We start from the raw sequence: 20,815 nt of genomic DNA on the forward strand, positions 1-20,815 counted from the left end.
GATGATCTCTTCTATTCTGCCGCTACTGAGACTCGTTCGCGCTGGTATGGTTATGGCGCGTGAGGGTGTGTTTGGTCTTGTGGTGTTACCGGAGCTTCCGGCCGGGCCGCGCTTTGTCATCGGCCTTGCCCGCTTGTTAGAACGTCGCGGAGTAGAAAAACGGGCTGCTGCCGCCCGGCTAACGATTGCGCTCAATCGTCTTGGCCCCTCCTACATCAAGCTCGGCCAGTTCTTGGCAACCCGTCCTGACGTTGTCGGTAAGGAAGCCGCTAAAGAGCTATCAGAGCTACAGGATAATGTCCCAGCTTTCGGACAGGAAATCGCGATCAAAACCATTGAAGAGCAGCTGGGCCAGCCAGTGGGTGAGCTGTTCGCTTCTTTTGGTGAGCCAATCGCTGCCGCATCAATTGCACAAGTGCATAAGGCCGCTGTTCTAAGCAAAGATGGCGAAGAAAAGCCGGTTGCGGTGAAAGTACTGCGCCCGGGTGTGGCCCGCCGCTTTGAGAAAGATTTGCAAAGCTTCTATCTGGCGGCGCGGCTCGTTGAAGCTGTGGACCCCGCTGCGCGCCGTTTGCGGCCTGTCGCCGTTGTGGATACGCTTGCAGCCTCGGTGAAGCTGGAGATGGATTTCCGGATGGAGGCGGCGGCTCTTTCGGAAATGGCAGAAAACACCAAGGACGACGAAGGCTTTGAAGTCCCAGCAGTAGATTGGCCGCGCACAGCCAAAGCCGTCCTGACAATGGACTGGGTAGAGGGCGTCAAACTGTCTGACGTTGCTGCTATCGAAGCCGCAGGGCATGATCTGCCCGAGCTTGGCGATCGCGTCATACAGAGTTTCTTGCGTCATGCCGTACGCGACGGCTTCTTTCATGCAGATATGCATCAGGGCAACCTGTTTGTGAAAGATGATGGGACCCTCGTCGCGGTTGATTTTGGTATCACAGGCCGCCTCAGCCTTGCCGAGCGGCGTTTCCTTGCTGAAATCCTGTATGGCTTTATCACGCGCAACTATCGCCGTGTGGCAGAGGTGCACTTTGAAGCAGGCTATGTGCCTTCCCATCAAGATACGGACATCTTTGCGCAAGCTATTCGCGCGATTGGGGAGCCAATTCACGGGCACGATGCCAGCGAAATATCCATGGCGCGCTTGCTCACTCAGCTATTTGAGGTGACAGAGCTTTTTGATATGCACACCCAAACTCAACTGATTATGTTGCAAAAGAACATGGTTGTCGTTGAAGGGGTGGCGCGCTCTCTAAACCCGCATCTGGACATGTGGAAGACGGCAGATCCTGTTGTTCGCGGCTGGATTGAGCGAAATCTCGGCCCTCTCGGTCGATTGCAGGATTTGGGGCAAGCTGCTGGCGTACTAGGGAAAATGGCCACAAGCCTGCCCATTTTGGCCGAAAGAGCGGGGCGCCTCTCTGAAGAGATGGAGAGTATGGTGCAAAACGGCCTGCGCTTCGATCAGTCGACAGCAGAGGCGATTGGCAAAGCCGAAGCGCAACATACCCGTTCTGGCCGCGTAGCGCTCTGGGTTGCTGCCGCCGCTCTCGTCGCAATTGCAGCGCGGATGTACATCTAGTTTCGAAATTTCGTGTATAACGAAATGATTATTTGCCCTTAATCGGGTGAACTTGGATGATTACGAGTAAAAATATCAAATATTTGCAAACAGTCTAATATATCATGGTTCTATGTTGTAAAATTTTGAAAAAATATTTTGCCTGTCGGTAACTATTTAAAATATTTCCACTGATTGTATTTGCCATTTTATACCAATTTTACAATTTCAAGATCAAATACACTTATTATTCCAGCTATCTCTACGGTAAATACTATAGTAGGTTGCAATTGCTAAATAATTCGCGCAATAGATAGGTGTGTTGATAGTAAAGAGAAGTGAAAATTAAATAAAAATTGAGGTAAAAATGAGCGACTCTAATAGCGGGACAAGAGAGCGCTTGCTAATGGCCGCAGAGCAGCTGCTGTCCGAACGTGGAGTGGCATCTACTTCTGTAAGAATGATAACAGATCGAGCTGGTGCGAACGTTGCGGCGATCAATTACCATTTCGGTTCAAAAGAAGAGTTGATCAAGCAAATCTTGTTTAATCGGTTATGTGTTCTTACAGACATGCGGGCGCAGCGCCTGCACGCTTTGGAGGCAGGTGGTCGAATGCCGCAGAATCACGAAATTCTTCGCGCTTATGTTGAGCCGCTGGTTGTGCAGGGTGTATCTCGCCAAAGTGGTGAGGTGCTTCCGTTTATTATCTTGTTCCGCCACGTTTTGTCTGACCCAAGTGTTGCCAGAAAAGTGTTTGGAAAGTGGAGCCCCCCTGCCCCAATCTTGAAGATGCTAAATTACATAGCGAAGAACTGCGGAGTTGAGAAGCTTACAAGCTTCGATATTAAGTACTTGATGTTGATTTTAAACAGCGTGTCGATGGAAGTGCTATTGATGTTTGCCGAGCGTGAACAGCCAATTATGGAAGATGAGCATTTTGACATGGTTGTTGATCAGTCAGTTGCCTTTCTGACCGGTGGTATCACCTCCTATTTCGAAACTCTCAAAACAGCTCCCACTACCTCTTAATGACCGGTGCAGGCTCCCCAACGTGCCGAATTGTCAGATTAAGGCGCCCCTGCTGCGCCAATAACCGACTGCTTCCGGCATAGATGCGGTCAATGCCGTGGAAGCAGGTGCGGGCCTCCCCGCCAAGTACCACAACATCACCGGATTGCAGCTTTAAAGACCCAGTTGCCCCACTGCGGCTCTGCCCTCCAACGCGAAACAGAGCGCTGTCTCCCAAACTCACGGAAATCACCGGGGCGCGGAAATCGTGTTCATCCCTATCCTGATGTAACCCCATTTTGGCGTTCATGCTGTAAAAGTTGATTAGGCAAGCTTCCGCAACTAGGTCGTCTGGGGCATATTCCCTCCAAAGGTCTAGCAATATTTGTGGGATTGTTGGCCAAGCTAGGCCCGTTTCAGGGTGTGTGGGTTGATAACGATATCCAGCTCGGTCTGACACCCAGCCAAGCCGGCCACAATTGCTCATCTTGACAGAAAACGGCCGGCCACTGCGCGGCATCACCGGTTGAAAGAGTGGCGCCTGCGCGACGATACCTCGAATTTCTAAAAGCAATCGCTGTTGTTGCTCAAGGTCAAAATACTCAGGCAAATGCAGAAGGCCTTGCGGCCATTGGAATTCGCGCGCCATTGCATGTCCATTTCTTGCTATTTATCGTTTGTTTAACAGGTTTTCCAAAGGAAAGCGCATTTCACCCCCCTCATCTCAACCTTCCGGTTATTTCTCTAGGAATAAATTATCGTCACATCTTGCGAGGCCTGTGGCCCCCACCTATATAGCTTTTTGAAAGTTGATCTGAGCATATACAACACTCTTTTCAACGAGCATTGCGAAGGGGACCGGTCAGGCAACAGATCTGACTCATCCGAACGCCGTCAGGGTTCGGTCGGTCTGCCGAAAGGAGAAAAGTAAAAATGGCAAAAGTCATCGGTATCGACCTCGGTACAACAAACTCTTGCGTGTCTGTAATGGACGGCAAAGATTCTAAAGTTATTGAAAATGCAGAGGGTGCACGCACCACCCCATCTATGGTTGCTTTTTCTGATGATGGCGAGCGCCTGGTAGGCCAGCCAGCAAAGCGTCAGGCTGTAACCAATCCAACAGATACCCTTTTCGCTGTTAAGCGCTTGATCGGTCGTCGCTTTAGCGATCCTACCGTGGAAAAAGACAAGGGTCTGGTGCCATACAACATCGTTAAAGCAGACAATGGCGATGCTTGGGTCGAGGCGAGTGGCGAAAAATACTCTCCATCTCAAATTTCTGCTTTCATCCTACAAAAGATGAAGGAAACAGCTGAATCCTTCCTCGGTGAGACTGTCACTCAGGCCGTGATTACTGTTCCAGCATACTTCAACGATGCACAGCGTCAGGCGACCAAAGACGCCGGTAAAATCGCTGGTCTTGAAGTTCTGCGCATCATCAACGAACCAACTGCCGCTGCTCTTGCCTATGGCATGGACAAAAATGACGGTAAAACCATCGCGGTTTACGACCTTGGTGGCGGTACGTTCGATGTGTCCATTCTTGAAATCGGTGATGGCGTATTCGAAGTTAAGTCCACCAATGGTGATACCTTCCTCGGTGGTGAAGACTTTGACATGCGCTTGGTGGATTACCTCGCCGGTGAGTTCAAAAAAGAGCAGGGCATTGACCTTAAGAACGATAAGCTGGCTCTTCAGCGCCTGAAAGAGGCTGCAGAAAAAGCCAAGATCGAGCTGTCCTCCGCGTCCCAAACGGAAATCAACCTGCCGTTTATAACCGCCGATGCGTCTGGTCCAAAGCACCTGACGTTGAAGCTGACCCGCGCAAAGTTTGAGCAACTGGTGGATGATCTGGTCCAGCGTACAGTGGCGCCGATGAAAGCCGCCTTGAAAGATGCCGGTTTGGCAGCTGGCGAGCTGGACGAAGTTGTGCTGGTTGGCGGTATGACCCGCATGCCGAAAGTGCAGGAAGTAGTTAAGCAATTCTTCGGAAAAGAGCCGCACAAAGGCGTAAACCCGGATGAAGTTGTGGCTATGGGCGCTGCCATTCAGGCAGGCGTGCTTCAGGGCGACGTTAAAGATGTGCTGCTGCTTGATGTAACCCCGCTTTCCTTGGGTATTGAAACTCTCGGCGGCGTGTTTACCCGCTTGATCGATCGCAACACCACCATCCCAACGAAGAAATCTCAGGTGTTCTCCACGGCTGAGGACAACCAGTCTGCAGTAACCATCCGCGTGTTCCAAGGTGAGCGCGAAATGGCAGCGGACAACAAAATTCTTGGCCAGTTCAATCTGGAAGACATCCCGCCAGCACCGCGCGGTGTGCCGCAGATTGAAGTGTCTTTCGACATTGATGCAAACGGCATCGTGAACGTGTCTGCAAAAGACAAAGGCACCGGCAAAGAACAGCAGATCCGAATTCAGGCATCTGGTGGTCTGTCCGACGCCGACATCGAGCAGATGGTGAAAGACGCTGAGTCGCATGCGGAAGAAGACAAACAGCGTAAAGAGCTGGTTGAAGCGAAAAACCAGGGTGAAGCGCTGCACCACTCTACCGAAAAGTCTTTGAAAGAGTACGGCGAAAAGGTTGGTGATGAAGATCAGGCGGCTATCGAAGCAGCTCTGGCAGCCTTGAAAACCGCCCTTGAAGGGGAAGACCTTGAGGACATCAAGGAAAAAACCCAGAGCCTTGCAGAAGTCTCCATGAAGCTTGGTGAAGCAATGTACCAAGCTGCGGAAGGCGAGGAAGAAGGCGATGACGAACCAAAGCCTGCTGACGATATCGTTGATGCAGACTTTGAAGAAGTCAAAGACGACAAGAAGTAAGCATACCGGGGCGCGTATCATCGGGATACGCGCCCTTGCTTATCTTCGGTAAACAGCACGGTGGGGAACGGGCTGAAATTCGGCGAACAGAATAAGTCGAGCTGCAATTCAGGCCCGCAGCAAACACCCAAGCATGAAAATGGGACGAAAGGTTAGCACCGCTTTTACACGCGCATATTGGTGCTAACATCTTTCAATTCCCGCCTATCAGGCAAACGCCCGATTAACAGGACGCAAGTCTGTGGAGCTAAAAGCTAATGTCTAAACGCGACTATTATGAAGTGCTGGGAGTGGCACGGGAGGTCGACGCAAAAGCTCTGAAAAGTGCCTATCGCAAGATGGCCATGAAGTACCATCCCGATAGAAATCCGGATGATGCAGAGGCTGAAACCCGCTTTAAAGAAGTAAACGAAGCCTACGACACCTTGAAAGACGCACAAAAGCGCGCTGCCTATGATCGATACGGGCATGCAGCCTTTGAAAATGGCGGTTTCGGTGGCGGTCAGGGCCATGGCGGGCATGACTTTGCCTCGGCAATGTCGGATATTTTTGATGAATTCTTCGGCGGCGGTGGTGGCGGTCGTCGCTCTTCTGGCCGCGAGCGCGGAGCAGATCTGCGCTATAACCTCGAAATTTCTTTGGAAGAAGCCTATCTTGGCAAATCTGTTGAGATAGAAGTGCCGACCACGATCTCCTGTGAAAAGTGTGATGGCTCTGGCGCTAAACCGGGAACCAGCCCGTCCACCTGTCCAACCTGTGGCGGTGTTGGCCGCGTGCGTGCGGCACAAGGCTTCTTCACCATGGAGCGGACATGCCCGACTTGTCAGGGCCGTGGTGAAATCATCTCCGATCCTTGCGATTGCTGCGGCGGCACAGGCCGCACCACCAAGGATCGCAGCCTTTCGGTCAACATCCCGGCAGGCATCGAGGATGGAACCCGCATTCGCCTAACCGGTGAAGGGGAGGCTGGACTGCGCGGTGGCCCATCGGGCGATCTTTACATCTTCCTGTCTATCCGCCCGCATGAATTCTTCCAGCGAGATGGCTCGGACATCTATTGCCGTGTGCCCATTTCAATGACCACGGCAACACTTGGTGGCAGGTTTGAAGTGCCTGACCTGGAAGGTTCGACTGCGCGCGTCACGGTTCCAGAAGGCACACAAACGGGCAAGCAATTCCGCTTGCGTGGCAAAGGCATGCCTGTCATGCGCTCGAGCCAGCATGGGGATATGTATATTCAAGTTGTTGTCGAGACGCCAACCAACCTGACCAAGCGTCAAAGAGAGCTTCTTGCAGAATTTGAAGAAGAATCTTCAGGTGAAAACCATCCGGAATCCTCCGGTTTTTTTGCAAGAGCAAAAGAATTCTTGGACAACTTGAAGGCCTAACGGTTTAAATCCTCCGGCGCGCTCCTTATCTTCACTAAGTATTGGTGATTACGCCGGAGGATTTGATGTTTTCTCGGAATCAATTTGGCGCCAAATCTGTAATTAAAAAAATCGGCGATGATACGCGGCTTTTGCGTGCTTGGGCCGAGGCGCCTCTGCGCACCGGCGCTGTCGCCGCTTCAGGGCCTGATCTAGCTGATAAAATGGCCTCGTATATCCCGAAGGACCGTGAGGCAAAGGTATTGGAACTGGGGCCAGGCACAGGCCCGGTTACCAAAGCAATTCTAAAAGCCGGTATTCTCCGCCAAAACCTCATCTCTCTTGAATACAATGCGGATTTTCTGCCCACGCTGCACAAGCGCTATGCGGGCGTGAACTTTGTGCAAGGGGATGCCTATAATCTCCATGCAAGCTTGCCCAAAGTTGCAAGAGGCTCGCTCAGTGCTGTTGTTTCAAGCTTGCCGCTCATTTCCCAGCCGATGTACCGCCGTTTGAAATGCTTGCATCAGTGCTTTGCACTAATGCGCCCCGGCGCGCCCTTTATTCAGTTTTCTTACTCGGTCTCTTCGCCTTTACAGCGCAAACCAAAGGGATACACCGTTGAAACCAGCGGCTGGGTGGTGAAGAACCTGCCGCCTGCAAGGGTGTGGATTTTTAGAGAAAGCAAAGAAAGGAATACATGCAGTGAATACAGCAAAAATTCTGGTCATATCAGGCTCGACACGGACACAATCTTATAACACTCAGCTTGCCGCTTTGATGGTTAAATTGGCTGCGCAAAAGGGCGCGGAGGTAACGCATCTTAATCTCGTAGACTATCCGCTGCCGCTGTATAATGGGGATCTTGAAGCCGAAGAGGGACTACCAAAAGCCGCCCTACAGCTTCACGCGCATTTTCAGGCAAATCACGGCGTGTTCATTGCGAGCCCAGAATACAATGCCTCATTCACTCCTTTGCTAAAAAACACGTTAGATTGGGTTTCCAGACACCGTCCTGATGGAAAAAGCGTATTCTCCACAGGAGTATACGCAATTGGTGCGGTGTCCCCCGGTGCCTTGGGTGGAATGCGTGGCCTGATTCAGTTGCGTTCGGTGTTAGAAGTTGGCTTGGGTGCGCTAGTCCTGCCAGAAATGGTCTCTGTTGGTGGGGCGGCGAGTGCCTTTGATGTTCATGGCAACTTGGCCTCCGCTTCCGTTGGCGCACGGGCACAAGCGCTGGTAGATCGACTCTATAAAGAGGCACAATATCAGGCGCTTGCATAAGAAAGTGGAGGGCGCGCAAGCATTTTGAGACAATAGTTTTGCAGCCGCCCTTTGCAAAATTTAGTCGAGGCACCTACATATGATCCCACGCCAAAAACAATCAGCTCTTTTTGAATGAAGAGCCAAACGATGGGATCGAACATGAGCGAACGGCAAGAACCGCAACAATGGCACGGCACAACCATCTTGACAGTGCGCAAAGCTGGCAAGGTGGTCATCGCGGGCGATGGCCAGGTTTCGCTCGGGCCAACCGTCATCAAGGGCAGTGCGCGTAAAGTGCGCCCCCTAGCGGGCGGAAAAGTGATCGCAGGCTTTGCTGGGGCTACAGCAGATGCCTTTACGCTTTTCGAGCGTCTTGAAGCCAAGTTGGAACAGTATCCAAACCAGCTCATGCGCGCGTGTGTGGAATTAGCAAAAGACTGGCGAACAGATCGCTACCTGCGCCGTCTAGAAGCTATGATGCTTGTTGCCGACAGCAAGCACTCGCTGGTTTTAACCGGAACCGGCGATGTGCTGGAGCCGGAAAACGGTATCATGGGCATCGGTTCTGGTGGCAATTATGCGCTAGCCGCAGCCCGTGCCTTGGCTGACACTGATTATGATGCAGAGACCATCTGCCGCAAATCCATGGCTGTTGCCGCAGAAATCTGCGTATATACAAACGAAAACATCACAGTTGAGAGTCTGGATGACGAGAGCGCAGCTTAAGCGCGCCTGTCAATCTATCTTGAGTATTAAGAAAGTACCACAATGACGAACTTTTCCCCGCGTGAGATCGTATCCGAGTTAGATCGCTTTATCATTGGCCAGAACGATGCGAAGCGTGCCGTGGCCATAGCTTTACGCAATCGCTGGCGTCGGCAGCAGCTTGACGAGGGCCTGCGTGAGGAGGTGATGCCGAAAAACATCCTCATGATCGGCCCGACCGGTGTTGGTAAAACAGAGATCTCTCGTCGCCTTGCCAAGCTTGCAAATGCGCCTTTTACCAAGGTAGAGGCGACCAAATTTACCGAGGTTGGCTACGTTGGCCGCGATGTAGAGCAGATCATCCGTGATCTTGTTGAGACCGGCATAACGCTTGTTCGTGAAAAAATGCGCAAAGAGGTCGAGGCGAAGGCTCATGTAGCGGCAGAGGAGCGCGTCCTTGATGCGTTGGTCGGCGAAAATGCTAGCCCGACCACACGCGATACTTTCCGCAAAAAACTGCGCGAAGGCGAGCTTGACACTCGTGAGATTGAGATACAGGTGCAAGCTCAACCTCAAATGCCAAGTTTTGATATGCCAGGAATGCCGGGTGGCAGCGTCGGCGTGATGAACCTCTCCGATATGCTCGGTAAAGCTTTTGGCGGGCAGACAAAGTCGAAGAAAACGACAGTCAAGGAAAGCCACCGCATCTTATTGGCGGAAGAAAGTGACAAGCTGCTGGATGAAGAGATAGTTGTTCAGGAAGCCATCTCGCTGGTAGAAAACTCTGGCATTGTATTCTTGGATGAAATCGACAAGATTTGCGCTAAGGAAGGTCGCCACGGCGATGTTTCTCGCGAAGGCGTGCAACGAGATCTGCTTCCCTTGATTGAAGGCACAGTGGTATCAACAAAGCATGGTCCTGTTAAAACCGATCATATTCTATTCATCGCTTCTGGTGCCTTCCATGTAGCAAAGCCATCCGATTTGCTGCCAGAGCTGCAAGGCCGACTGCCAATCCGCGTGGAGCTGCGCGCGCTAACCAAAGATGATTTCCGCCAGATACTGAAGGACACCGAGGCCAGTCTCATAAAACAATACGTGGCCTTGATGGGGACAGAAGGCGTCTCACTGGAATTTACAGATGATGCGATTGATGAAATCGCTGCAATCTCGGTTGATCTAAACTCGACAATTGAGAATATTGGCGCGCGCCGCCTACAAACGGTGATGGAACGCATTCTTGATGAAATCTCTTTCACGGCCCCTGATAAATCGGGGGAAACGCTGGTGATTGATGCGGAGCATGTTCGCAAGAATATTGGCGAATTAGCAAAGAACGTCGATCTATCGCAGTTTATCCTCTAGGTTGCAAAACTCAGGCAAGGCCTTGATAATGGTTGTTGGCTCAATGGTTTTGAGCCAGCCCGTAACGGGGCTTGCAAGGGGCAACAACAAGCAGAGCATTTCATGGTAGCAATCCGCAGAAGCAATGAAGAAGGCCACCGCCGTAAGTTCATGGTTGTGGTGGATGACACCCCGGAATGTGATCGCGCGCTGATCTATGCAGCAAAGCGTGCCGCTCGTACAGGCGGCGCTCTGCTGCTGTTATACGTCATTGCGCCGGGAAATTTTCAGCATTGGCTGGGGGTCGAAGACATCATGCGCGCAGAAGCCCGTGAAACGGCTGAGCAAACACTAGCTAAGGCAGCGCAAGTGGTGCGCACCGCCGCGAGAACGGAGCCAGAGCTGGTCATCCGTGAGGGCAACCGCTCGGAAGAGATTGTCGAGTTGATCGAGACCGATGCGGACATCGCAATTCTGGTACTCGCAGCGGGCACGGCCAAGGATGGCCCGGGGCCTCTGGTTTCTTCGATCGCAGGACGCTCTTCCGGCACTTTCCCGATTCCGGTTACAATTGTGCCCGGCAATCTGGATGATGACGCGCTTGAGGCGCTGGCTTAAGCAGAAAGCTAGGGGCGGGTGCAGGCAATTGCGCCGCCCTATTTACGAAGCAAGACAAAAGCAGTAGAACCGGCCCAAAGCCGCCCATGCAAAACCAAAAACGGATGTACCCATGTTTATCCAAACAGAAGCGACGCCGAACCCATCAACGCTGAAATTCCTGCCCGGCCGTATCGTTCTGGCAGAGGGTACGCTTGATTTTCGAAGCAAAGAGGAAGCTGCAGTTTCGCCGTTGGCGCAACACCTGTTTGCGATCGATGGCGTGCAGGGCATCTTTTTCGGTCATGACTTCATCACCGTCACCAAAGACGAAACCGACTGGCAGCATATGCGCCCGGCCATCCTTGGGGCGATTATGGAGCACTTTATGTCTGGTGCCCCGATTCTTGAGGGGGAGGGCACCGGCGATAGTGATTTGGGTGAAGAATTCTTTGAAGAAAGCGACAAGGAAATCGTCGCTACAATCAAAGAATTGCTGGAAACCCGCGTGCGTCCGGCTGTGGCGCAAGATGGCGGCGATATCACCTTTCGTGGCTATAAAGAGGGCATAGTCTATCTGACAATGCGCGGCGCGTGTGCCGGTTGTCCGTCATCCACGGCAACGCTTAGCCACGGCATCCAGAATCTGATGCGGCACTTCATCCCGGAAGTGCAAGAAGTTCGTCAGATGTAGACTATAAAGCCACATAATAACAAACGATTACTGTGTGCACTGTCAGGAATGTAAAGCGGGCAGCTCGGCCCGCTCTACCACGAATTGCTTGCTCGACAGCGCGCCCCAGCAAAGCTATTGCTAATTCATGAAGCTACTTGCGATCGACACCGCCTTAAGTGCATGCGCTGCTGCTGTTCTGGTGACAGACAGCGAGCCGGCGTTGCTGCATAAGCAATCCGCGAATATCGGCCGCGGCCATGCCGAGCACATTATGGCGATGGTCGCCGATGTCATGGCGGAAGCCTCGGTCTCTTTTAATGAGCTGGACCGCATAGCCGTTAATGTCGGGCCGGGCAGCTTCACCGGTTTGCGGGTTGGCCTTTCCATCGCACGTGGTTTTGGCCTTGTGTTGCAGTGCCCCTTGATTTCTGTCGGAACACTGCAAGGAATTGCACATCAAGCCACAACCGCCCTTGCCGAAAGCAACGACCATACAGCAGGGTCTTCCCAGCTCTTGGTGGCGTTAGATGCCCGGCGGGATGAGGTCTATACGCAAAGCTTCTCGATCTCCGCTGGCGAAATCCCTGAGCCGCTTTGTGAGCCATCTGTGGCAACAGTGTCGGAACTGGCCTCCCAACTTTCACCCCAAATGTTGTTGGCAGGCTCTGCTGCCCAAGCCCTTGCGAGCGAGGCGGGGATTGCTCGAGAGAACGTTCTGACCGGCGCAGAATATGCTGACATTGGCGCCCTCGCGCTTGTAGGCGCCGCAGCGCCGCTGCAGCAGCATAAACCAGCGCCGTTATATCTGCGTCCGCCTGATGCAATCCCTGGCAGCAAGGGCAAGGTCAAACGGCAATGAAGCTATTGGGCCTGTTTTCAAAGCCTCCTGTTATTCGTTCTGTAAGCGAAGAAGACATTCCTGCAATGGCTAAAGCGCACGCCGCCTGCTTTAGCCATAACTGGAACAGTGCAGAACTGCGTGGAATCCTGCCACAAAAGGGGACGTTTGCTTTGGCTGCATGGCAGCCGCAGGTATTGATGCCGCCAGAGCTCGTTGGCTTTGTCATTATTCGAAACATCGTTGGTGAGGCAGAGGTGTTAACTGTGGCTGTTCTGCCAAGCAAGCAAGGGCGCGGCATAGGCAGGCAGTTAATGGACGCCGCTATTTTTCAGTTACAAGCCGATCGGGCGGAAACACTCTTTCTAGAGGTGGATGATGCGAATACCCCTGCGGTTGCTCTTTACAAAAAGCTGGGTTTCAAACAAATTGGGGAACGAAAAGGCTACTACGCCGCCAGCGAAGGGGCAGGGACGGCACTTGTTATGCGCTGCGACCTCCGGTAAGTGACCCGACCGCCTAGGCTAAGGTTTTCAAAGGTATAAAATCGAATGAGTTCTCAACCAGATCTGTCACTCATAGAGCTTTGCGTAAAAAAGGGCATGCGCATGACCGAGCAGCGCCGGGTTATAGCAGGCGTGATCGAGGCCGCGATAGATCATCCAGACGTGGAAGAGCTGTATCGCCGTGCGGCAGATATTGATCCGAAAATTTCAATATCGACAGTATACCGAACGGTAAAGCTTTTTGAAGATGCAGGCATCATCGAGCGCCATGATTTTCGTGATGGCAGATCCCGATATGAGACGGTCTCAGAAGAACACCACGACCACCTGATCGATCTGCGTAGTGGCAAGGTTATTGAATTCCGCTCGGAAGAGATTGAAAAAATACAGGAAGAAGTCGCGCGCAAACTAGGCTTTAAGCTGGTGGATCACCGGCTGGAGCTCTACGGCGTGCCACTAACCGAAGGGGATTAGTTCGAGCATGGCCACACTCAGAGCGCTTACAGTTATACTGGCCCTGACTGTGATCACACTGGTGCTTATCCCGCCGCAGTGGTTAGCCGTCAAATTAAATCTCCCCATGCAACGTAATTTGCCATACTTCTGGCACCGCATTGCCCACCGCTTGTTGGGCATGCGTGTGATCCAGCATGGCAAAATGGCGGCGGACCGGCCTCTCCTAGTGACCGCTAATCACGCGTCGTGGCTTGATATTGTCACGCTTGGCTGCACAGGCCCTTTGAGCTTTATTGCCAAACAGGAAGTCTCGGGCTGGCCTATTTTTGGCTTGTTCGCAAAGCTGCAGCGAACCGTATTCGTCAACCGTCAACGGCGAAGCGAGACTGGCAAGGTGGCAAATCAAATCGCCCGACGGATGGCCAGTGGCGATGCAATGGTATTGTTCGCTGAAGGCACGTCTTCAAATGGCAACGAAGTCTTGCCGTTTCGCTCCGCACTTGTTGGCGCTGTGCATCAGGCCATGGGTGCCGGGAAGAGCGATGACGAGCCAGCTCAGGTTTTTGTGCAACCACTTTCCATCGCTTATACAAAACTACACGGTATACCCATCGGTCGCTTTTGGCGTTCGCATGTCGCATGGTATGGTGATATGGAGCTCGCTGGTCACCTTTGGAATATCATCAAGGAAGGTGGCCTAGATGTTGAATTGACTTGGGGTTTACCAATCGCTCTTAACCAGTCGGTAAACCGCAAAGAGCTTACTGGCCGCTTGGAAGGGCAGGTCAGAGAAATGACCGCGGCGGCACTTGCAGGCACTCTCGTCGAGCCGGACGGGCTCGAAATTGCCGAATTCCAGAAGTAGACTGCAAGAAACAATACTTCTCAACAGCGCAAAAACACGCTAAAGCTGCCCACAACAGATGACTTGCGCCATTAAGAGCGCGCCAAACGAATGCAGGCGGGTGCCGGAAAGGCAGCCCCGAGGGATACATGGATAACTTCGCAACCACCGAAACCAATCAGGAAAACAGCGCTGATACCAAAGCGCCAGAGGCAACCCGTAAGGTCTTTATCAAGACGTATGGCTGCCAGATGAATGTTTACGATTCCGACCGGATGAATGACGCCCTGACGACCGATGGTTATGCCCCGACGCAGAATATGGAAGAAGCGGATCTTGTTATCCTGAACACCTGCCATATTCGTGAGAAGGCTGCGGAGAAGGTTTATTCCGAGCTTGGTCGCATTCGTAAGCTGAAAGAAGACAAAGCCAAAGACGGCAAGCAGATGATGGTTTCCGTCGCAGGCTGTGTTGCGCAGGCGGAAGGCGCGGAGATTTCCCGCCGTGCGCCGGTTGTAGATCTCGTTGTCGGCCCGCAAAGCTATCACCGCCTGCCCGAACTGCTGAACCGCGCCTCTAACGGCTCCAAGGTTGTTGAAACTGAATTCGACATCCAGGAGAAGTTCAAGCATCTCGCAACACCGTCCAAGGAGGCGGTACGCAAGCGCGGGGTGACGGCTTTTGTTACCGTGCAAGAGGGGTGTGACAAGTTCTGCACTTTCTGTGTTGTGCCTTACACCCGTGGTGCGGAAGTCTCCCGTTCTGTTGAGCAGATCGTTTCGGAAACCAAGCGCTTGGCCGCCGCTGGCGTGCGCGAAGTGACATTGCTGGGGCAAAATGTGAATGGCTGGCACGGTGCAGGCTCTGATGGCCGCGAATGGGGTCTTGGCGAGTTGTTGTTCGAGCTTGCGAAGATCGATGGCATTGATCGCCTTCGCTACACCACATCTCACCCACGCGATATGGATGATGCGTTGATCGCAGCTCACCGCGATCTGGATATTCTTATGCCATACCTGCACCTGCCGGTGCAGTCTGGTGCCGATAGCGTGCTGAAAGCCATGAATCGCAAGCACACGCGCGATGATTACTTCCGTTTGCTGGACCGCATCCGCGAAGCGCGCCCGGATATCGCGCTGTCTGGTGATTTTATCGTCGGCTTCCCCGGTGAAACCGACCAAGATTTTGCCGATACCATGGATTTGATCGAACGTGTAAAATACGGCTCGGCCTTCTCTTTTAAATTTAGCCCCCGTCCGGGTACCCCCGGCGCACTGATGGAAGATCAAGTCGAAGAAGCAGTCAAATCCGAGCGTCTCGCTGCGCTGCAGGGGTTGCTTTCCCAACAGCAAAAAGATTTTAACGCCTCGCTTGTTGGCAAAACCATTGACGTTCTCTTTGAGAAGCAGGGGCGCCAAGAAGGGCAGATGGCGGGTCGCTCCCCATGGCTGCAACCCGTGCATGTTGCGGCACCAGCGCAGCTGTTTGGCGAAATCGCCTCTGTAAAAGTTGTAGCCGCAGGTGCAAATAGTCTGGAAGGCGAGCTCGTTTAGGCGCATGATACGCTCAGCAAACGCAGCTCATCGCCCACACGGAGGTCTTGTTTGAAGCCTAACCCCACCAACGCCGCGAAACGCACAGGCGAAACCCAGCCAGTGGCCGCATCCGATTTAATGCATGTGGTTCTGGCCTTTGATGACAATCGTTTGATTGGCGATCTGTTCGGCCAGTTTGATCAGAATTTGGCGTTAATCGAGCAGCAGCTCGGTGTTGAGGCTGTTGCAAGGGGAAATCAGGTCACTATCCGTGGCCATAAGCAAGGCTGTGAGCAAGCCAAACTGGCACTGGAATCCCTTTACGCCAGCTTGCAAAAGGGGCGCGAGGTTCTGCCTGCTGATGTCGCAGGTGCTATCCGCATGGCAGAGGCTTCAGAGCGTCAACTGACCTTGCCCACCATGGAAACCAAATCGCGCATGGCCTTCGCTCAGATCGCCACGCGTCGCAAAACCCTCATCGCCCGTACAGCAGCACAGGATGCCTATATCCGTGCGATGGATCGCGCAGATCTCACCTTTGGCGTTGGTCCTGCAGGAACGGGTAAGACATTTCTCGCAGTAGCTTACGCTGCTGCGCTGCTGGAGCGTGGCGAGATTGACCGTATGATCCTCTCGCGCCCGGCGGTAGAAGCTGGCGAACGCCTCGGCTTTCTGCCCGGCGATATGAAAGACAAGGTCGACCCCTACTTGCGACCGCTCTACGATGGTCTGAACGAGATGCTCTCGCCAGAAAAGTTGGAGCGCGGCCTTGATAGCGGTATGATCGAGGTTGCCCCGCTCGCATTTATGCGCGGACGGACTTTGTCCAACGCGGTTGTCATCCTTGATGAGGCGCAGAACACCACATCTATGCAGATGAAAATGTTTCTGACCCGCCTTGGCGAAAACTCCAAGATGATTATCACAGGCGACCCTTCACAGGTGGACTTGCCGCCCGGGCAAATGTCAGGTCTGCGAGAGGCGCTGAAAATCCTCACCGGAGTTGAAGGTGTTGCGCGTGTCGACTTTACAGAAAGCGACGTGGTCCGACACGAGCTGGTTGCGCGGATCGTCCATGCGTATGATGAGGAAGGTCGCCGACGCGCGGAGCGTCGCCGAGAGCGCGACGAAGAAGAGCGAAAGGCGGCAGCGTTGCTTGCGGCGCAAACGCAGGTGGCTGGAGCAGTGCAGGAATAAAATGCAAACTCCTCCAATTCACCTGGATATTCTTATCGAGGACGAAAACTGGCCGGGTGCGGATGAGCTGGACAAGCTTGCCCGAGCGGCTATCGATAAGGCTGTTGCAATCTCCAGCTTGGAATATGCAGCAAACTCCGAAATTTCATTGGTTTTTACCAATGATAACGCCGTGCAAAAACTGAACAACCAGTGGCGTGGTAAAAACAAGCCGACAAATGTCCTCTCCTTTCCCGGAGACGAAGGCGAGTACTTGCCCTATGGTCCCCTTTTGGGCGATATTGTCATCGCCCGCGAAACCGTCGAGCGTGAAGCGGCCGAGCTGGACACTCCATTTTCGCACCATTTGACCCATTTAATTGTTCATGGAACTCTTCACCTTTTCGGTTATGATCACCAGATCAGTGAAGAAGCTGAAGAAATGGAAGGCGAAGAGCGCAAAATTCTTGCGGCCCTAGGTATTCCAGACCCCTATAAAGATGCGCCCCTTGTGGCAGATGATTAACTCGGCTGCGTAATCGCCGGGACAACAGGAACCAAATGAACGACACCGAACCGCGAAGTAGCAATGGGGGCGAAGCCTCCGAAACCGCGATCGACCCCTTGCCGGCAAACTCGGCAAAACAAGGCTCTGCTACGGAAGACCCACAGCAACAGCCGGCCAAAGCAAAACAAGCCACAGGTTTTTGGCAATGGCTGAACCCTTTCCGCTTTGCGCGCCGTAATGGCAGCGCCTCCCTACGCGCAGATCTACAAGTTGAACTGGCGCGGGTTGAGGCTGGCCCCGATGCCGTTTTCTCCGCAGCTGAAAAAGAACTGCTGACAAATATCCTAGAGCTGCGTGAATCTCGTGTTGAAGACGTGATGATCCCGCGCGCGGATATCGAAGCCGTTGAGGACGAGGCCAGTCTTGGCCATGTGCTGGCGTTGTTCCAAGCATCGGGCCATTCACGCATGCCGGTGTTCCATGATAATTTGGACGATCCGCGCGGCATGGTGCACATCAAGGATTTGATGTCCTTCTTTGCAAGAGAAGCTGCGAAAAATCAGAAAAAATCGGAGCAACCAGCAGAGGACGAGGGCGCCAAACGGAACCTGCGCGCAGAAGATGCGCTTGATTTTTCCTGTGTTGACCTCACCAAGCCATTAGGCAAAACGGGCCTCGTGCGCCCCTTGCACTTTGTTCCCCCTTCCATGTCATCGCTTGACCTGATGAAGCGCATGCAGGTCACGCGTGTGCAAATGGCACTCGTCATTGATGAGTATGGTGGCACAGATGGTCTCGTTTCGCTAGAGGATATTGTCGAAACTGTTGTCGGCAACATTGAAGATGAGCACGACAAAGACGAAGAAGAAATGATCCAGCCTGCTAGCGAAGGGGTTTGGATTGTTGATCCTCGCATCGAACTGGAAGATCTGCATAAAGAGCTGGGCGTTGACTTCAACGCCGGGGAAGAGGCGGAAGATGTCGATACGCTTGGTGGCCTTCTCTTCACTATACTGGATCGCGTGCCCGTGCGCGGAGAGTTGATTTCAAATCGCAAGCTGCCGGGCTTTGAGTTTGAGGTAGTGGATGCTGATCCGCGACGCATTAAGCGTTTGCGGATGTATCGCCGCCGTGCTGATCAGCGTGGCCGCATTCGGCGCATAGAAGCAGCTGAATAACGACCACAAGGACGTTCGGGTAAGAGCGCGAAGGTAAATTCGGCCGCACGGCCAAGGGGGATTGATGAGCGTTGTGCAACACTTGGCAGAGCGGGTCGCTCAACCTTTCTTGCTGTCTTGGGGGTGGCGGCGATTTATTCTTTCGCTGTTTGCCGGAGCTTTCGCTTCTTGCGCTATGCCTCCGTTTGGCGCATGGCCTGTTCTTTTTCTTAGTCTGCCTGTACTGGTTCTTCTTCTCGATACGTCGGTTGTTGTCGAGCGGACAGGTGTTTGGGCGCGGTATTCTAGCTTTTTTTTCACGCTCTGGTGGTTTTACCTAGGCTTTTTCATCGCCGGTATGTGGTGGATTGCCGAGGCGTTTCTGATTGAGGCCAGTAAATACGCCTGGATGATACCCTTTGCAGTGCTTGGCTTGCCGGCGGTTTTGGCAACCCTTTCCGCAGCAATTTCGGCGCTCGTTGCCCCGCTCTGGCGACAAGGGCCGAGGCGGGTGCTGTTGCTCGCAATTGCCTTGGCGCTGAGCGACTTTGTGCGAGCCTACGCATTTACCGGCTTCCCTTGGAACTTGATCGGCCTTTCGTTTTCCAACAACGTCTATTTGTTGCAATCCGCATCGGTTTTTGGCGTTTTTGGACAATCGCTGGTGGCTGCGTTTGTCTGTGCCACCCCGGCTGTGTTGATAAGCGATAATAAAGGGCAGGCGCGTGCAGTCCTAACTCTCTCAGTTGTTTCGTTGTTCTCGCTTTGGGGTTTTGGGTTTTGGCATCTTCAGCAAACAGGCAAGCTCGCCCAAGAGCTTAAGGTCGTCGTTGTGCAGCCGAATATCGCGCAGACGGACAAGTGGAAACCGGAAAATCGAGACAAGTTGCTACCCGGCTATTTAAAGCAGACAAAAGCAGCGCTCGCTTCTCTTGATAGGCAGGCAAAAACGCTTGTGGTTTGGCCGGAATCCGCCTTTCCCTTTTTGCTGGCCCGCACACCAGATGCGCAGGCGGCAATTGGCGATGTATTGCACGAAAACGCATATCTTATGACTGGTGCGCTACGCGCTGATGTCAGCGATGGAACCACGCGCTTCTTTAACAGTGTTTATACTCTCAATGGCGATGGGGCGATTTTGCAAAGCTATGATAAGGTGCGCCTCGTCCCGTTCGGGGAGTTCTTGCCTTTCCATAACCTGCTTAGCCGCCTTGGTATTGAAAAGCTGGTCAATGCCCCTTCCGACTTTACCGCAGGACAAGAGTATAAAACGCTCGGCCTGCCGAACGGCTGGCTGGCGCAGCCATTGGTTTGCTACGAAGCGATTTTCCCGCAAACAATGATGGCGCTTGAGTCGCGCCCTCAGCTGTTAGTTAACACAACAAATGATGCGTGGTTTGGCGCTAGTGTCGGCCCTGCTCAGCATTTGGCACAGGCAAGACTACGTGCCGTAGAGCAAGGTGTGCCCATGGTGCGCGCGGCGAATACTGGTATTTCTGCGATAATTGATGCTAATGGAATTATATCGTCAGAAATTCCAATGAACTTATCAGAAACAATTGTCGGTAATCTATCTTCAATACATCAACCGACGCTATATGCCCGGTACGGTAATTACAATTTTTTGTTTCTGCTTCTAGTTTTCATAAGTCTATATCTGGTATTGGGTCGAGTGTTACCTACACGTCTTGATTGACGGGACAGGATTTGCCAATTTATAAAGGCAATTAAGCGCAAACAATTGTTCACAGGTGATCGGAATTACATCTCTCTTCACGAAGAGGTGATAAGCTCTGAAAAACCCTAGTGGTATAGATTGCTGCGGCACTGTATCATCACATCAAAGTAATCAACGGTAACCCCCTTTGTCATCTGGCAAAGCACAACACGAGAACAAGAGGGCCGCTGAAAATGCCCAGTAAAAAAGCACCTAATCCCATCGATATCCATGTTGGCAGCCGCGTAAGGTTGCGTCGCATGATGTTAGGAATGAGTCAGGAAAAACTTGGCGAAAGCCTCGGAATTACCTTTCAGCAAATCCAGAAATACGAAAAAGGCACAAACCGTATTGGGGCCAGTCGCTTGCAACACATTGCGACAATTCTCAAGGTTCCTGTCGCTTTCTTCTTCGAGGATGCACCCGGCGGGCCTGACGAACGCCCGGGTATGAGTGACAATTCACAAACCAGCTATGTGGTTGATTTCTTGTCGTCCTCCGATGGCCTTGCTCTGAATAAGGCGTTTGTGCGTATCGAGGATCCACAGGTCCGTAAAAAGATCGTTGATTTGGTGCGTGCTATCGCGGGCGATGGAGACTAGATCCAAGCCCCTAAGTAATCAGGGCCCCTATGCAATCAGGGTTTGGGCTTGACCTTTCTGCGAAAGATTGTTTGATGTACGCGAAGCGGTGCTCATGATCACCGCTTTGTACTTTTATCTTC

Annotated in this window: 21 protein-coding genes; 20 read left to right on the forward strand and 1 reads right to left on the reverse strand. The window is 52.7% G+C overall.

Translation table 11 applies throughout. The annotated features are described in order from the left end of the window. The first annotated feature begins 1 nt into the window (after position 1). Both ubiB and AYK82_RS18455 read left to right on the forward strand, forming a co-directional pair. Positions 2–1,585, forward strand: a complete 1,584-nt coding sequence (ubiB, locus tag AYK82_RS02710; protein ID WP_068311084.1) for a 2-polyprenylphenol 6-hydroxylase — start codon at positions 2–4, stop codon at positions 1,583–1,585. 385 nt (positions 1,586–1,970) lie between these two features. Beyond that, complete coding sequence (locus AYK82_RS18455) at positions 1,971–2,594, forward strand: TetR/AcrR family transcriptional regulator (protein ID WP_068311086.1); 624 nt, start codon at positions 1,971–1,973, stop codon at positions 2,592–2,594. Here AYK82_RS18455 and AYK82_RS02720 read toward each other — a convergent pair. Beyond that, positions 2,584–3,222 (reverse strand): alpha-ketoglutarate-dependent dioxygenase AlkB, encoded by a 639-nt coding sequence (locus AYK82_RS02720; RefSeq protein ID WP_068311088.1) that lies wholly within the window; start codon positions 3,220–3,222, stop codon positions 2,584–2,586. The genes AYK82_RS18455 and AYK82_RS02720 overlap by 11 nt on opposite strands. A 233-nt stretch (positions 3,223–3,455) precedes the next feature. Between AYK82_RS02720 and dnaK the strand changes: the two genes are divergently transcribed. The 18 genes from dnaK (at position 3,456) to AYK82_RS02810 (ending at position 20,693) form a co-directional block, all read left to right on the forward strand. Further along, a complete protein-coding gene (dnaK, locus tag AYK82_RS02725) occupies positions 3,456–5,399 on the forward strand; it encodes a molecular chaperone DnaK (RefSeq protein ID WP_082733692.1) in 1,944 nt (647 codons plus the stop codon). A gap of 257 nt (positions 5,400–5,656) precedes the next feature. Then, positions 5,657–6,787 (forward strand): molecular chaperone DnaJ, encoded by a 1,131-nt coding sequence (gene dnaJ / locus AYK82_RS02730; RefSeq protein WP_068311093.1) that lies wholly within the window; start codon positions 5,657–5,659, stop codon positions 6,785–6,787. 65 nt (positions 6,788–6,852) lie between these two features. Further along, positions 6,853–7,527 (forward strand): class I SAM-dependent methyltransferase, encoded by a 675-nt coding sequence (locus AYK82_RS02735; RefSeq protein ID WP_208976355.1) that lies wholly within the window; start codon positions 6,853–6,855, stop codon positions 7,525–7,527. Next, positions 7,472–8,050, forward strand: a complete 579-nt coding sequence (locus tag AYK82_RS02740; RefSeq protein WP_068311094.1) for an NADPH-dependent FMN reductase — start codon at positions 7,472–7,474, stop codon at positions 8,048–8,050. Before AYK82_RS02735 ends, AYK82_RS02740 begins: the two co-directional genes overlap by 56 nt. 141 nt (positions 8,051–8,191) lie before the next feature. Beyond that, positions 8,192–8,758, forward strand: a complete 567-nt coding sequence (hslV, locus tag AYK82_RS02745; protein ID WP_068311095.1) for an ATP-dependent protease subunit HslV — start codon at positions 8,192–8,194, stop codon at positions 8,756–8,758. A 42-nt stretch (positions 8,759–8,800) separates the two neighbouring features. Beyond that, entirely contained in the window at positions 8,801–10,102 is a 1,302-nt protein-coding gene (gene hslU / locus AYK82_RS02750) for an ATP-dependent protease ATPase subunit HslU (RefSeq protein ID WP_068311098.1), read from the forward strand. Positions 10,103–10,204: 102 nt separating this feature from the next. Next, positions 10,205–10,699, forward strand: coding sequence for a universal stress protein (locus AYK82_RS02755; RefSeq protein WP_068311100.1), 495 nt, complete (start codon positions 10,205–10,207; stop codon positions 10,697–10,699). Between the two features lie 112 nt (positions 10,700–10,811). Further along, entirely contained in the window at positions 10,812–11,372 is a 561-nt protein-coding gene (locus AYK82_RS02760) for a NifU family protein (RefSeq protein ID WP_068311102.1), read from the forward strand. A 127-nt stretch (positions 11,373–11,499) separates the two neighbouring features. Continuing rightward, complete coding sequence (gene tsaB, locus AYK82_RS02765) at positions 11,500–12,213, forward strand: tRNA (adenosine(37)-N6)-threonylcarbamoyltransferase complex dimerization subunit type 1 TsaB (RefSeq protein WP_068311104.1); 714 nt, start codon at positions 11,500–11,502, stop codon at positions 12,211–12,213. Then, entirely contained in the window at positions 12,210–12,698 is a 489-nt protein-coding gene (rimI, locus tag AYK82_RS02770; protein ID WP_068311105.1) for a ribosomal protein S18-alanine N-acetyltransferase, read from the forward strand. The genes tsaB and rimI overlap by 4 nt, the downstream gene beginning before the upstream one ends. 45 nt (positions 12,699–12,743) lie before the next feature. Further along, a complete protein-coding gene (locus AYK82_RS02775) occupies positions 12,744–13,172 on the forward strand; it encodes a Fur family transcriptional regulator (protein ID WP_068311107.1) in 429 nt (142 codons plus the stop codon). A gap of 7 nt (positions 13,173–13,179) precedes the next feature. Next, positions 13,180–14,019, forward strand: coding sequence for a lyso-ornithine lipid O-acyltransferase (olsA, locus tag AYK82_RS02780; RefSeq protein WP_068311108.1), 840 nt, complete (start codon positions 13,180–13,182; stop codon positions 14,017–14,019). A gap of 128 nt (positions 14,020–14,147) precedes the next feature. Further along, positions 14,148–15,551, forward strand: coding sequence for a tRNA (N6-isopentenyl adenosine(37)-C2)-methylthiotransferase MiaB (miaB, locus tag AYK82_RS02785; protein ID WP_068311109.1), 1,404 nt, complete (start codon positions 14,148–14,150; stop codon positions 15,549–15,551). 120 nt (positions 15,552–15,671) lie between these two features. Next, positions 15,672–16,730, forward strand: coding sequence for a PhoH family protein (locus tag AYK82_RS02790; RefSeq protein WP_082733713.1), 1,059 nt, complete (start codon positions 15,672–15,674; stop codon positions 16,728–16,730). Position 16,731: 1 nt separating this feature from the next. Continuing rightward, entirely contained in the window at positions 16,732–17,235 is a 504-nt protein-coding gene (gene ybeY, locus AYK82_RS02795; RefSeq protein ID WP_068311112.1) for an rRNA maturation RNase YbeY, read from the forward strand. Between the two features lie 35 nt (positions 17,236–17,270). Further along, a complete protein-coding gene (locus AYK82_RS02800; protein ID WP_068311114.1) occupies positions 17,271–18,395 on the forward strand; it encodes a hemolysin family protein in 1,125 nt (374 codons plus the stop codon). 64 nt (positions 18,396–18,459) lie between these two features. Next, complete coding sequence (gene lnt, locus AYK82_RS02805) at positions 18,460–20,070, forward strand: apolipoprotein N-acyltransferase (protein WP_068311115.1); 1,611 nt, start codon at positions 18,460–18,462, stop codon at positions 20,068–20,070. Positions 20,071–20,285: 215 nt separating this feature from the next. Then, positions 20,286–20,693 carry a helix-turn-helix domain-containing protein gene (locus AYK82_RS02810; protein ID WP_068311116.1) on the forward strand — a complete coding sequence of 136 codons (408 nt, stop codon included), beginning with the start codon at positions 20,286–20,288 and terminating at the stop codon, positions 20,691–20,693. Positions 20,694–20,815: the final 122 nt, after the last annotated feature.

It is taken from the genome of Polycladidibacter hongkongensis, assembly GCF_001561995.1.
GTDB classification, from domain to species: Bacteria; Pseudomonadota; Alphaproteobacteria; order Rhizobiales; family Stappiaceae; genus Pseudovibrio; species Pseudovibrio hongkongensis.